This window comes from Methylobacterium ajmalii (assembly GCF_016613415.1).
In the GTDB taxonomy this organism is placed as follows: domain Bacteria; phylum Pseudomonadota; class Alphaproteobacteria; order Rhizobiales; family Beijerinckiaceae; genus Methylobacterium; species Methylobacterium ajmalii.
Map to the genome: position 1 here is coordinate 1 of NZ_JACWCT010000152.1, position 13,125 is coordinate 13,125.

Below are 13,125 nucleotides of genomic sequence, written 5' to 3' on the forward strand. Positions count from 1 at the left end.
GGCGACGCGCGGGGCCGGGGCGCCGCCGGCCCGGCGCGTCGCCGGAGCGCCGCCCCGGATCGCCGCGACGCGGCCGGTGCGGTACGCCCCGCCAGACCTGCAGGCGCCCACCGATCTGTGGATCGACGCCCGGGCCGACCGGATCCGCCGCGCTCGGGACGGCGGCTACCTCGTGATGCGCCGCACCACGATCGAGGACGCGACGGGGCGGCGGATCGAGGTGCTGCGTCCCCTCGACGACGACGACGAATAGGGCGCAGCCGCTCGCCTCACAGCCACGGCTGCAGGGCGAGGTGGGCGCCGAGGAGCAGCAGGCCGATCAGGAAGGCGCGCCGGAAGGTCGGCGCCGAGACCCGGCCGCGCAGCCACTGCCCGGCCGCCATGCCGAGGAGCGCCGGCGCCAGGGTGACGAGGGAGGCCGCCCCGGCGGCGAGAGGCAGCGCGCCCTCCCGGGCGAGGCCGGCGGCGAGCGCCACGGTCGAGACCGTGAAGGAGAGGCCGAGCGCCTGGATCAGCCCGTCCCGGTCGAGGTTCAGGGCCTGGAGGTAGGGCACGGCCGGGATCACGAAGACGCCGGTCGCCCCGGTGACGAGGCCGGTGGCGAGGCCGACGAGGGGCGAGAGCCAGGGCTCGGCCCGAGGCGGCACCCGGACCGACAGACCGGCGAGCCCGGTGACCGCGTAGGCGACGAGGGCGATGCCGAGCGCGCTCGCCGGCCCCGGTCCCCGCGCCCCGGCGATCAGCCCGGCGCTCGCCACGGTGCCGACGGCGATGGCCGCCATCATCGGCCCGAGCCGGCGCGCCAGGCCCCCGAAGCGCGGGCCGGCCAGGAGCTGCCAGATATTGGTGACGAAGGAGGGCACGATCAGCAGCGCCGCGGCCTGGGCCGGGCTCATCACGGTGGCGAGCAGCCCCACCGCCACGGTCGGCAGGCCGAGGCCGATCACGCCCTTGACGAAGCCGGCGACGAGGAAGGTGGCGAGGATCACCGCCCAGCCGAGCGGGCCGGCGGTGCCGGCGAGGAGATCGGTCACTGCGGATCCGGTCAGTCGCGGCCGATCAGGTCCTGGAGCATCGATTCCTGGCTCGGCAGCGGCGAACCGACGATCTCCGGCTCCCCGACCCGCGGCAGGACCGAGGCGTCGACCGGGTGCCCTTCGAGGAGCAGGCCGGCGGCGACGATCGCCAGGGCGAGGGCGACGAGACCGAGCGGGCCGGGGCCACCGGAGCTGAGCGGGATGCGCGGCGGCATGGATGGACGTCCTCCGGTGGCAACGGCCCGAGCTTGGGCGGCGCCGGAGGGGGTAACAAGCCGTAAGGGACGAATGTTGCCTTCGTGCGGGCCAGAGGCCCGGGCGGACCACAGGCCCGGGCGGCTCGAAGTCCGAGGGGACCGCCGGAGCACGCCGGTCGCGTCAGGGCTCGGACGGCCCGGCGAGGTCCCGCAGCAGCGCCATCGTCTCGTCCATCCGCGCGACCGGGACGAAGAGGTGATCGTGGTGGAAGGCCGAGACCGCGTTGACGGCGATGCCGGCTTCCGCGAGGCGCGCCGTCACGGCGGCGAGGAAGCCGACCGCCGACAGGGAGGAATGCACCGCGAGCGTGATCCAGCCGCACGGGAAGGCGCCGTCAAGCCCGGCCCGCGCCGCCTCGTCCCCGGTCAGGATCAGGGTCGTCCCCTCGGCCTCGCGAAAGCGCATCGCCGGGTCGAGCCCCGCCGGCACCGCGCCGTCCGGCAGGGTCGCGAAGACGTAGCTGCCCGGCCGCCGCTCCGGCCGCATCCCGGCGAGGAGCCGCGCGAGGTCGGTCTCGCCGGTCATGCGGTGAGCGACTCCAGCGCCCGGCGCAGCTCCGCCGGCAGGGGCACCGGGCGCTGCGTCGCCCGGTCGACGTAGACGTGGACGAAGTGCCCCTGTGCGGCGGCCGCCTCCTCGTCCTCGCGGAACAGCCCGACCTCGTAGCGCACGCTCGACGTGCCGAGATGCGCGACCCGGATTCCGGCCGTCACCCGGTCGGGAAACGCCATCGAGCGGAAGTAGCGGCAACCGGTCTCGACCACGAGGCCGATCACCGGACTTTTCGCGATATCGAGAACGCCGTCGGCGATCAGCACGCTGTTCACCGCCGTGTCGAAGAACGCGTAATAGACCACGTTGTTGACGTGGCCGTAGACGTCGTTGTCGGCCCAGCGGGTGGTGATCGGCACGAAGCGCCGGTAGGCGGCGCGGGTCTCGGGGGGCGTGCGGCCGCTCAAAGGGCTGTCTCTCGTTTCACCGTCGGCAGAAGGCCGAGCCTAGAGCACTTCACGATCGCGCTGCAATCGCGAAACTCGCTAAGTCATTGTTTTGTCGCATTTTCTGAGACGACCCGGTTTCCACTTCGTCGGAAAATGCTCTAAGCAGATTTCGCAAAAGTGTTCACCGGTTTTGCGACAACAATCTGCGACGCAACACTGACCTAAGCAGACGAAGCGTTGGCCTGCCAACGCAAGTCTGCTTAGGCCGGCCCGGCGCCGCCGATCAAGCGGCACTCACGTCCCGAAGGTCTCCGGGTCAGGCCCCATCCGGCCCGCCGGGTCGTCGAGGGCCTCGATCCGCGCGAGGTCGTCGGCATCGAGGGCGAAGCCCGCCACGTCGCGGTTCTCGCGGATGCGGGCGGGCGTCGCGGATTTCGGGATCGCGACGTTGCCGATGTCGAGCTGCCAGCGCAGCACGACCTGGGCCGGGGTGCGGCCGTGCTTCTCGGCGATCGCCCGGATCGCCGGATCGTCGAGCACCCCGCCGCGGCCGAGCGGCGCCCAGGCCTCGGTGACGATGCCGGCCTCGGCATGGAAGGCCCGCAGGGCGTCCTGCTGGAAGCGCGGATGCAGCTCGACCTGGTTGATCGCCGGCGTCGAGCCGGTGGCGTCGATGACGCGCTTGAGGTGCTCGATCGTGAAGTTCGAGACGCCGATCGAGCGGGCGCGGCCGTCCTCGCGCAGGCGCATCAGGGCGCGCCAGGTGTCGAGATAGGCGCCGCGCTGCGGCACCGGCCAGTGGACGAGGTAGAGGTCGACGTGGTCGAGGCCGAGGCGGGCGAGCGAGTCCTCGCAGGCCCGCAGGGTCTCGTCGTAGCCGTGGCGGTCGTTCCAGACCTTGGTGGCGACGAAGACCTCCTCGCGCGGCAGGCCCGAGGCCGCGATGGCGCGGCCGACCCCGGCCTCGTTGCCGTAGACCGCCGCGGTATCGATCGAGCGGTAGCCGGCCTCGAGCGCCGCCCCGACGATCGCCGGGGCCTCCTCGTTCTCGAGCCGCCACACCCCGAAGCCGAGCTGGGGGATGCGCTTCCCGTCGTTCAGGGTCAGGACGGCGTCGGACATGGGAAACTCTCGGCGGGGCCTGACAGGGGTGCGAACTCCTGATCTGGGTCGGGCCCCGCCGAAGTCGAGGCGGCGGTCGGGCGCGGCTCCCCTACTTCACCAGCGGGCAGCCGCCCTCGGCCATCGGCCGGAAGGCCTGGTCGCCCGGCACGGTGTCGAGGAGCTTGTAGTAGTCGTACGGCCCCTTGCTCTCGGCCGGGCTCTTCACCTCGTACAGAAAGACGTCGTGCACGGCGCGGCCGTCCTGGCGCACCGTAACGGTGCCGAAGAGCGGATCGTTGATCGGCTTCTCGCGCATCGCCGCCACGACCTTCTCGCCCTCGATCGTGCCGGTGTCGCGCACCGCCCGCAGGTAGGCCAGGGTCGAGGAATAGACGCCGGCGTGGTTCTCGGTCGGCATCCGGCCGTTCATCCGCTCGGCGAAGCGCTTGGCGAACGCGCGGGTGCCGTCGGTGCGGTCCCAGTAGAAGGCGCTGGCGAGCTGGAGCCCCTGCGCCGCCTTGAGGCCCAGCGCATGGGTATCGGAGAGCTGCACGAACAGGGCGGCGAGCCGCATCTGGGGCATCAACCCGAACTCCGCCGCCTGCTTGACGGCGTTGATCATGTCGGCGCCGGTATCGGCGAGCGCCAGCACCTGAGCGCCCGAGCCCTGGGCCGAGAGCAGCGGCGAGGCGAAGTCGCCGGCATTGAGCGGGTGCTTGGTCGACCCCTTCACGGTGCCGCCGACGGCCTTCAGCGCCACGGTGGCGTCGCGCTCCAGCGCGTGGCCGAGCGCGTAGTCGACGGTGACGAAGTACCACGACTTGCCGCCGCGGCCGGCGACGGCACGCGCGGTGGCCGAACCCTGCGCCCAGGTGTCGGACACCCACTGCACGGTCGTCGGCGCGCAGGCCTTGCCGGTGAGGTCAGAGGTGAGCGCGCTCGAGGCCAGCGCCACCCGGTGGCGCTCCCGCATCAGGTTCGCGACCGCCAGCGCGACCGCCGAGTTCGGCAGATCGACGATGGTCGAGACGCCCTCCTGGTCGAGCCAGCGGCGGGCGGTGGCGAGCCCGATATCGGGCTTGTTCTGGTGGTCGGCCGAGACGACCTCGACCTTCAGCTCGCCGGCCTCCTTGGCGAACTCCTCCACCGCGAGCTGCGCGGCCGTGACCGAGCCGGTGCCGGCCTGGTCGGCGAAAGGCCCGCTCATGTCGCTGAGCACGCCGACCTTGATCGGCGCCTTGGAATCCTGCGCCAGCGCGGAGGTGCCGAGCGCGAGCGACAGGGCGAGGCCGGCGAGACCGGCGGCCCGAGAGCGGAACGACATCGGGGATCCTCCCAGGGAGTTTTTGTCAGATCTTGTTCGCGGCCCGACCGGGCCGTTCGGGCCTCTGTATGTCAGGGGTGCGGGGCGGCGTCGATGCGGGATCGCGCGGCGTGGTTGAGAAAGCCGGGGGCTGCATCGGCGCGGTCCGTCGCGCCGTCCGTTCTCGTCTTCCGCGTCTCTCGCGCGTCGACGACGGTTGCTCCTTGATTGCCGAATGGCTAAGCTTTTCGTCGACGGTTCCCTCCGGGGATCAAAAGGGAACGCGGTGAGGGCTTGCCCGAAGCCGCGGCTGCCCCCGCAACTGTAAGCGGCGAGCCTTCCATCACTCATGTCACTGGGAACCCGACACGGTTCCTGGGAAGACGATGGCAGGCGACGACCCGTGAGCCAGGAGACCTGCCGTCAGCCGTGGTCACACGCGAGCACGTCGGGCGGGGTGTCCTGACGGGTGTCGGGATGGGGGCGAGAGGTCCCCGTCGCGCCGTCGTTCGCGGTGACGTGCCACAGCCGCGTCCCGTCCCGCCATGTCCTCCGCCGCCCTCCCCCGATCCGCCGATGCGGCGCGCCCTCCGCGCGCCGTCCCATCACGACGACGGACCGGATGGCGAGAATGTAACTTTATAACGTTACATTTCAGGATGGCTCCGCTACGGACGGTGCGCACGCCTCCTCTGGAAACGAACATGTCTCCCCGTCGCGCCCGCCGCCTCGCTCCCGTCGCCGCCCTCGCCGCCCCGCTCCTCGCCGCCGCGCCCGCGGGCGCCGAAGACCTGCCCCTCGATGCCATCGACGTGGCGGGCGGCCGGAACCGGGAGGTGGCCGCCCCCGGCCTCAACCTCGCGACGCCCGCGCGCTCCGGCAGCCGGCTGGGCCTCACCCCGCTCGAGACCCCGGCGAGCCTCGACGTCATTTCCGGCGAGACGATCCGAGCCCGGGGCCAGAACACCGTCGAGGAGGCGGTGACCCAGAACGCCGTCGGCATCACCAGCGTCGCCGGCCCGGGCAACGGCAACCTCTCCTTCGCCAGCCGCGGCTTCGTCGGGCCGAGCTCGGTGCAGCAGCTCTACGACGGCACGCGGCTCTATGTCGGGGTCGGCACGGTCACCTTCCCGTTCGACACCTGGTCGGCGGAGCGGATCGAGGTCCTGCGCGGGCCCGCCTCGGTGCTCTACGGCGAGGGCGCGATCGGCGGAATCATCAACGTGGTGCCGAAGAAGCCGGTCTTCACCGCCCTCGGCGAGGCGCGGGCGGCGATCGGTTCCGACGGCGTGGCGCGGCTCGCCCTCGACAGCGGCGGGCCGGTCGGCGAGGACCTGGCCTACCGGATCAACCTCAGCGGCAACCGGGCCGACGGCTGGGTCAAGCCCGACGGCGACTTCCGCAACCTCGCCCTCTCGGCGGCGATGACCTGGCGGGTCACGCCCGACCTGGCCGTCACCCTCTCGCACGACCTCGGCTACAACGAGCCGACCCGCTACTGGGGCTCGCCGCTCGTCGGCAACCGGGTGCCCGACCGCCTGCGCTTCATCAACTACAACATCCGGGATTCGCAGATCGCCTGGTTCGACAACTGGACGCAGCTGCGCACCGAATGGAACCCGAGCGCCGACATCACGGTGCGCAACACCGCCTACCGGCTCTCGACCGAGCGGCACTGGCGCGACGTCGAGCAATACACCTACCAGCCGGCGACCGGCCTGATCGGCCGCAGCGACTACATCGAGATCCTCCACCACGAGGAGCAGATCGGCAACCGCCTCGACGCGACGCTCCGGAGCAGCCTGTTCGGCTTCAAGACCACGACGGTCGTCGGCTTCGACGTCAACCACATCGCGTTCCGGCGCGACAGCAACGCGCCGTTCGGCGGCGAGAGCACGGTCGATCCGTTCAACCCGGTCCCGGGCGCCTTCATCAACGTCGCGGGCACCCGCACCGACATCGTGTCGCGGACCCGCCAGGCCTCGGTCTTCGCCGAGAACCGGATCGAGCTGTCGCCCCAGCTCGCCCTGGTGACGGGGGTGCGCTACGACGCCCCGACGGTGGCGGTGAGCCGGCCGCTGGCCGGCAGCCGCTTCGAGAAGACCTTCGACTCGACGAGTTTCCGGGTCGGCGCCGTCTACACCCCGGTTCCGGATTTCGCGCTCTACGCACAATACGCCACCGCCGCCGACCCGCTCGGCAGCCTGATCACCACCAGCGTCCCGCAAGCGCAGTTCCAGCTCGCCACCGGCGAGCAGGTCGAGGCCGGCGCCAAGGGCCTGTTCGATGGCGGGCGCGGCGAGTGGACGGTGGCGGCCTACCACATCGCCAAGGACAACCTGCTCTCTCCGATCCCCGACCGGCCGACCGAGGTGGCGCAGGTCGGCAGCCAGTCCTCCCGCGGCGTCGAGGTGGCGCTGGCCTACCAGCTCTCGGACGCCTGGCGCATCGAGGCCAACACCGCGCTGCTGAAGGCCCGCTACGACAGCTTCTCGCAGAACACCGATGCGGGCCTGGTGTCGTTCGCCGGCAAGGTCCCGGTCGACGTGCCCCAGCGCGTCACCAACGTCTGGCTCAGCTACGCCTTCGCGCCGGGCTGGGTGGCGCGGCTCGGCGTCAACGATGTCGGGCCGGTGTTCAGCGACTTCGCCAACACGGTGAAGCGGCCGGCCTACACGCTGGTGAACGCGACGCTCGACTGGCAGGTGACCCCGACCTCGCGCCTGTCGCTGCGCGGCTACAACCTCACCGACCAGATCTACGCGGTGCGGGGCAACACCAATTCCTGGCTGCTCGGCCGGCCGCGCTCGGTCGAGCTCGCCTACCACGTCGTGTTCTGATGCACGGCAGGGTAGCGAAGGCGGCCGTCAAGCGGCTCAAACGGTGGCTGCATCTCGGCCATCGCTGGCTCGGCATCGCCACCGGGCTCCTGATCCTCCTCTGGTTCGGCTCCGGCCTGGTGATGCTGTGCGTCGGCTTCCCGACCCTCACCGAGGGCGAACGGCTCGGCGCCCTGCCGCCGCTCGCCCTCGCCTTGGTGCGGGTCACCCCTCAGGCGGCCCTGGAGCGGGCGGGCCTCGCGCATTACCCGGCCCGGCTGACGCTCGCGATGCGGGGCGGCGCGCCGGCCTACTGGATCGCCGATACCGACGGGCGCCGGCAGGCCCTGTCGGCGGTGACCGGCGATCCGGTGCCCGAACTGACGGCGGCGGACGCGACGGCGCTCGCCGCCGTCCATCCGGCGGCGCGCGCCGTCGCCGATCTCGGCACCGTGACCCGCGACCAGTGGACGGTGACGGCGCGCTACGACCCCTTGCGGCCGTTCCGCGTGGTCGCCCTCGGCGATCCGGCCGGGACCGAGCTCTACCTGTCGGCGGCGACGGGCGAGCTCGCCCTCGACACCACCCGGGCCGAGCGGGTGTGGAACTGGCCCGGCGCCGTCACCCACTGGATCTACCTGACGCCGCTGCGGGCGCGGGCGGGCCTGTGGCAGGACGTGGTGCTGTGGGTCTCCGGCATCGCGCTCGCGGCGGGCGTGAGCGGCTACGTGCTGGGCTTCGTGCGGCTGATGCGCGACCGGCTGACTCCCTATCGCGGCTGGGCCGCCTGGCACCACCTCGCCGGGGTGGCGGGCGGCCTCGTCGTCGTCACCTTCCTTGTCAGCGGCTGGCTGTCGATGAACCCGCGCGGCTGGTTCGGGCCGCGCGGCCCCGACGCCGCCATGCGGGCGGCCTATGCCGGGCAGGCGGCGCCGGTCTTCCCGCTCGGCCCCGACGCCCTGGCGGGGGCTCCCGCCGGCACCGTCGCGCTCGATTTCGCCTGGATCGGCGGGCGGCCCGTCATCCTCGCCGCCGGTCCCGGCGGCACGGCGCCGTGCTGCGGCAGCGCGCTGACCTCGGAGGCGATCGTGGCGGCCGGCCGGGCGATGCTGCCGGCGGCCCGGTTGCGGGAGGTCACCCGCCTCGAGGTGCCGGACGCCTACTGGTACGACCGCCACGGCGCCCCGATCCTGCCGGTCCTGCGCCTCGCCTTCGACGACCCGGCCGGGACCTGGTTCCACCTCGACCCCGCCACCGGGGCGATCCTGGGGCGGACCGACCGCAGCGGCCGGGCGAACCGCTGGCTGTTCGACGCGCTCCACACCCTCGATGCCGGCCCGCTCGCCGGGCGCCCGGCACTGCGCCTGGCGCTGATCGTCACCCTCTCGGCGCTCGGCCTCGTCGTCGCGACGAGCGGCACGGTCCTCGGCTGGCGCCGGTTGCGTCGCCGCCGGGCCTGAGACCCGGCCCGATCCCCCGGCCTGCGCGGCCCTCGTCATCGGCGCGGTTCGGACGCCGGCGACAGAATGGATCGCGCCCGCAGCCGAATATTCATTTGCCGGAACCGGTAGGGGACGCCCGCATCGCCGACGCAAGGACGATCGACGCGCGTCTCTACATGCGAATACGCTGAACCGGCCGGCAGGACCGGTGATCAAGTCGACAGGGGAAGACCCGCGTCGAACCGGCGGATTGTCGGGTGCAGGCGCTGCGGCGATGCCTCGCGCGTCGGTTGATCGATTGGGCGGAGCCGGACAACCAAGACCAGAGGAACGGGATACACGATCTCGCAGCCTTGCAACGCACACGAAAGCATGATCCTTCTCACTACTTTCGGTTGCATCCCCCCGCCTCGACTTGGAGAGGCGACGAGGATCCGACGACTCGACGTACCGTCGGTGATCGCCATGTCGGCCTGGACGGTCATGGACGCGGCTATACGGGACGGCGGCGCCGGATAGTCCATCCGACTCGGCGCCGGGGCCCTCCCCCAAAAGGCTATGCCTTTGTACGCACAGGCGAAAGTGTCGGAATAGGACGATCGTATTCAGATCTCGATAACGTTCGCCATGCATGCTCGACCGAACGAAGGCGCTGGACGAGCCGGGATGGCGGTGTACCTCAAGCAATTTCCCAGGTTTTTGGCGGAGCGCCGCGGCCCGGTGATCCTCGGCACGATCGTGGTCGTCCTGCTCTGGCTCGGCGTCGGGGCCAAGCACGTCAACGACCTGCGCGGCGCGCTGCAGGATTCCGAACGCACCACCCACAACTTCGCGATGGTGTTCGAGGAGAACGTGCTGCGCTCGATCGGCGAGATCGACAAGGCGCTGCTCTACATGCGGCGCAGCATCGAGAGCCGCGCCGGCCGCGAGGATTTCGGCACGATCGTCAACACGACCGACCTCCTGAGCGAGATCATCGTGCAGGTGGCGATCATCGGGCGCGACGGCGTGATGCGGGCGACCAATGTCGGCCCGCAGCCGCCGCCGGCGACCGACCTCAGCGACCGCGACCATTTCCGCATCCACGTCGAGAGCCCCGACGACGCCCTCTACATCAGCCGCCCGGTGATCGGGCGGGCGAGCGGCCGGGTCTCGGTGCAGGTCAGCCGCCGCTTCCTAGGGCCGGACGGCCGGTTCGGCGGCGTGGTGGTAGCCTCGCTCAACCCCAGCCACCTGACCCAGTTCTACGACAAGATCGACCTCGGCAGCCCGGCCGCGATCTCGCTCATCGGCAGCGACGGCGTGGTGCGCTCGAGCGGCGGCGTCGGCGGCGGGTTCGGGGTCGGCGCCGACCTGTCGCGGACCGAGACCTTCCAGAAGATCCGTTCCGGCCGCTCGGGCACCTTCACCCTCGCGATGCCCGACGAGGGCCAGCACCGGATGGTGACGATCCGCAAGGTGCGCGACCAGCCCCTCTGGGTCAGCGTCAGCGTGCCGGAGGTCGAGATCTACAAGGACGCGCAATCGGCCCTGCGGATCGACGCCATCGTGGCGGCGATCCTGACCCTGCTCGTCGGGATCGCGGTCGAGAAGCTCCTGCGCATCGAGGCCAAGCGCTCGGAGGCGGAGGCCCGGGTCGCGCGCCTGGCCTCGCTCGATCCCCTCACCGACCTGCCGAACCGCCGGGTGTTCCGCGCCTCCCTCGAAGCCGAGGCGGCCAAGGGCAATCTCCCCGATGCCGCGCCCTACGCGGTGATGTTCCTCGACCTCGATCGCTTCAAGCTCGTCAACGACACGCTCGGCCACAAGATCGGCGACGACCTGCTGCAGGCGGTGGGCGAGCGGCTCGCCGCCGTCCTGGCGCCCGGCCAGGTGCTGGCGCGGCTGGGCGGCGACGAGTTCGCCCTGCTGGTGCCGGGCGTCGGCGACCGGGCGGCCCTGGAGGCCCTGGCGGAGCGCATCGCCGAGGCGGTCCTGGCCCCCTTCGAGATCGGCAGCCACCAGATCCGCTCGAGCGTGAGCATCGGCATCGCGGTCGCGCCCGGCGACGGCGGGACCGCCGACGACCTCCTGATCGCCGCCGACCTCGCGCTCTACGCCGTGAAGGCGGGCAAGCGCGGCACCTTCCTGTTCTACGACCGGCAGATGAGCGTGGGGCTGGAGGACCGGCGCCAGCTCGAGGCCGACCTGCGCCGGGCGATCGAGCGGAGCGAGCTGGAGCTGCACTACCAGCCCTCGGTGATCCTTAAGACCGGCGAGATCGCCGGGTTCGAGGCGCTGGCGCGCTGGCGCCACCCGGTGCGGGGCAACGTGCCGCCCGCGACCTTCATCTCGATCGCCGAGGAATGCGGGCTCATCCATGCCATCGGCGAGTGGTCGCTGACCGAGGCCTGCCGCCGCGCCGCGACCTGGCCCGACCGGCTCAAGATCGCCGTGAACCTGTCGCCGGTGCAGTTCGCCGGCCCCGACCTCGTCGGGATGGTGCGGGGCGTGCTGGAGGCGACCGGCCTGCCGGCCCACCGCCTCGAGCTCGAGATCACCGAGCAGATGCTGCTCGACAGCGGCGAGGCGACGCTGGCGATCCTGCGCGACCTCAAGGCGCTCGGCCTCCACATCGCCATGGACGATTTCGGCACCGGCTACTCCTCGCTCAACTACCTGAGGAGCTTCCCCTTCGACCGCATCAAGGTCGACCGCAGCTTCGTCACCGGGCTCGGCTGCGGGGCCCAGAACGCGGCGATCATCCGGGCGGTCATCGACATCGCCCGGGCGCTCGGCATGCGCACCACCGCCGAGGGGGTCGAGACCGCCGACCAGCAGCACGTCCTGTCCCTGCTCGGCTGCGACGAGGTCCAGGGCTACCTGTTCAGCCGCCCGGTCCCGGCCGAGGAGGCGCAGGCCCTGATCACCCGCTGGCGCCCCGAGGACCGGCGCGCGGCGACGCGGGCGGCGTGATCGGCCCCTGCTAAGACCGGGGTCGCCGCGTCCCGGTCGACGCGTCCCGTCCCGGGCCGACGGCGACAATCCTGCGCCGAACCGGCGACCGGTCCGCCGCAGGAGGCCGAGGGGGCAGTGTCCCCTCGCTCAGGCCGCGAAATCCCGGGAAAGGTCGAGTGCCGCGGGCCTGTGCAGGCGATGGACCTCCGGGCGCGACAGCCGCAGGGGACCGCCGTCGCGCCGGCGCATCCAGCCAGCGGGCCAGCGGGGCATCCGCGTCTCCCGCCCCCGCCGCAGCCAGGTCTCGTGCCAGAGCAGCAGCGCGCCGGCCGCCACCACGATCACGCCGCCGACGACGAGGTGCAGGTTCGGGACCTCGCCGAAGGCGAGGTAGCCGAGGGCCATGCCCCAGACCAGCATCAGGTAGTAGAACGGCGACACCGCGGTGGCCGGCGCCGCGGACAGGGCCCGGGTCCAGAGATACTGCGCGCCGACGTTCGAGGCGCCGAGCAGCCCGAACAGGGCGGCATCGGGCAGGCTCGGCCAGCGGAAGCCGAAGGCGAGCAGCGCTGCATGGGCCGCGGTCATCACCGCCATCTGCCAGATCAGCAGGGTGCCGGGCTTCTCGGTCTTGGCCATGCCCCGCACCGCCACCGTGACGGTGCCGTACATCACGGCGTTGCCGAGCGCGAACAGGGCGCCGACCTGGAGCGAATCGGCGCCAGGATTGGTCACCACCAGGACCCCGAGGAAGCCCACCACCAGGACGGCCCAGCGCACCGGGTCCGACGCCTCCTTGTGCCAGAGGATCGCCACCACGGCGGCGAAGAGCGGCGCCGAGAACCCGATCGCCGTGACCCCGGCGAGCGGCATCAGGCCGAGCGCCAGCACCGTCAGCGTCTGCGAAATCGCCTGCGACAGGCCGCGGGCGACGTGGGCCCGGGGCTTGGCGGTGCGGAACACCGACAGGCCCGTCGCCGGCAGCATGAAGGCGCAGACCAGCCCGAAGGCGATCGACGAGCGCAGGAACATCACCTCGCCGACGGGATAATGCGCGACGAGGTGCTTCGAGAACGCGTTCGACAGGGTCAGCAGCACCGTCGCGCCGATCATCAGCGCGATGCCGAGGGGGACGTTGTCGGCGGGACGCCCGGCGACGTCGGGACGACCCGCGGCCTGGGGACGGGCGGCGCTCTGCATGGGGGGCTTCTCCGGGGCTCTCCAAGCAGACTTGCGTTGGCAGGCCAACGCTTCGCCCGCTTAGGTTCTTGTTTGGTCGCAGAT

11 protein-coding genes and 1 riboswitch are annotated in these 13,125 nt (G+C 71.8%); of the genes, 4 read left to right on the plus strand and 7 right to left on the minus strand.

Going from position 1 to position 13,125, the window contains the following annotated elements; translation table 11 throughout:
* The coding region (locus HPY23_RS27005; RefSeq protein WP_200649703.1) for a hypothetical protein at positions 1-253 on the plus strand (253 nt) is incomplete at its 5' end.
* 16 nt (positions 254-269) lie between these two features.
* Here the strand turns inward: HPY23_RS27005 and HPY23_RS27010 are convergent.
* The 6 genes from HPY23_RS27010 to HPY23_RS27035 all read right to left on the minus strand — a co-directional run bounded on the left by HPY23_RS27010 (position 270) and on the right by HPY23_RS27035 (position 4,664).
* Complete coding sequence (locus tag HPY23_RS27010; RefSeq protein WP_244537533.1) at positions 270-1,034, minus strand: sulfite exporter TauE/SafE family protein; 765 nt, start codon at positions 1,032-1,034, stop codon at positions 270-272.
* 11 nt (positions 1,035-1,045) lie between these two features.
* Positions 1,046-1,252, minus strand: a complete 207-nt coding sequence (locus tag HPY23_RS27015) for a hypothetical protein (protein WP_060849102.1) — start codon at positions 1,250-1,252, stop codon at positions 1,046-1,048.
* 163 nt (positions 1,253-1,415) lie between these two features.
* Positions 1,416-1,820 carry an ACT domain-containing protein gene (locus tag HPY23_RS27020; RefSeq protein WP_091884772.1) on the minus strand — a complete coding sequence of 135 codons (405 nt, stop codon included), beginning with the start codon at positions 1,818-1,820 and terminating at the stop codon, positions 1,416-1,418.
* Positions 1,817-2,254: an acyl-CoA thioesterase gene (locus HPY23_RS27025; RefSeq protein WP_091884770.1), complete on the minus strand. Its 438-nt coding sequence runs from the start codon at positions 2,252-2,254 to the stop codon at positions 1,817-1,819. Before HPY23_RS27025 ends, HPY23_RS27020 begins: the two co-directional genes overlap by 4 nt.
* A 276-nt stretch (positions 2,255-2,530) precedes the next feature.
* Positions 2,531-3,358, minus strand: a complete 828-nt coding sequence (locus HPY23_RS27030; RefSeq protein ID WP_091884767.1) for an aldo/keto reductase — start codon at positions 3,356-3,358, stop codon at positions 2,531-2,533.
* Positions 3,359-3,449: 91 nt separating this feature from the next.
* Entirely contained in the window at positions 3,450-4,664 is a 1,215-nt protein-coding gene (locus HPY23_RS27035; protein ID WP_091884764.1) for an ABC transporter substrate-binding protein, read from the minus strand.
* Positions 4,665-4,881: 217 nt separating this feature from the next.
* Positions 4,882-5,082, plus strand: a riboswitch (cobalamin riboswitch).
* Positions 5,083-5,347: 265 nt separating this feature from the next.
* Here HPY23_RS27035 and HPY23_RS27040 point away from each other — a divergent pair.
* From HPY23_RS27040 to HPY23_RS27050, 3 genes are all read left to right on the plus strand, one after another.
* A complete protein-coding gene (locus HPY23_RS27040; protein ID WP_200601521.1) occupies positions 5,348-7,483 on the plus strand; it encodes a TonB-dependent receptor in 2,136 nt (711 codons plus the stop codon).
* Complete coding sequence (locus HPY23_RS27045; protein WP_060849108.1) at positions 7,483-8,922, plus strand: peptidase; 1,440 nt, start codon at positions 7,483-7,485, stop codon at positions 8,920-8,922. The genes HPY23_RS27040 and HPY23_RS27045 overlap by 1 nt, the downstream gene beginning before the upstream one ends.
* A gap of 648 nt (positions 8,923-9,570) precedes the next feature.
* Positions 9,571-11,859, plus strand: a complete 2,289-nt coding sequence (locus tag HPY23_RS27050; RefSeq protein ID WP_091884761.1) for a putative bifunctional diguanylate cyclase/phosphodiesterase — start codon at positions 9,571-9,573, stop codon at positions 11,857-11,859.
* Positions 11,860-11,988: 129 nt separating this feature from the next.
* Here HPY23_RS27050 and HPY23_RS27055 read toward each other — a convergent pair whose 3' ends face one another.
* The gene (locus HPY23_RS27055) at positions 11,989-13,041 is read right to left on the minus strand and encodes a DMT family transporter (protein WP_091884758.1); all 1,053 of its coding nucleotides are present in this window, start codon (positions 13,039-13,041) and stop codon (positions 11,989-11,991) included.
* Between the last annotated feature and the right edge of the window lie 84 nt (positions 13,042-13,125).

Coding starts and splice junctions, on each gene's coding strand:
- HPY23_RS27035 (WP_091884764.1), bottom strand. CDS start 4,664: ATGTCGTTCCGCTCTCGGGCCGCCGGTCTCGCCGGCCTCGCCCTGTCG.
- HPY23_RS27020 (WP_091884772.1), bottom strand. CDS start 1,820: ATGACCGGCGAGACCGACCTCGCGCGGCTCCTCGCCGGGATGCGGCCG.
- HPY23_RS27050 (WP_091884761.1), top strand. CDS start 9,571: ATGGCGGTGTACCTCAAGCAATTTCCCAGGTTTTTGGCGGAGCGCCGC.
- HPY23_RS27030 (WP_091884767.1), bottom strand. CDS start 3,358: ATGTCCGACGCCGTCCTGACCCTGAACGACGGGAAGCGCATCCCCCAG.
- HPY23_RS27015 (WP_060849102.1), bottom strand. CDS start 1,252: ATGCCGCCGCGCATCCCGCTCAGCTCCGGTGGCCCCGGCCCGCTCGGT.
- HPY23_RS27040 (WP_200601521.1), top strand. CDS start 5,348: ATGTCTCCCCGTCGCGCCCGCCGCCTCGCTCCCGTCGCCGCCCTCGCC.
- HPY23_RS27055 (WP_091884758.1), bottom strand. CDS start 13,041: ATGCAGAGCGCCGCCCGTCCCCAGGCCGCGGGTCGTCCCGACGTCGCC.
- HPY23_RS27045 (WP_060849108.1), top strand. CDS start 7,483: ATGCACGGCAGGGTAGCGAAGGCGGCCGTCAAGCGGCTCAAACGGTGG.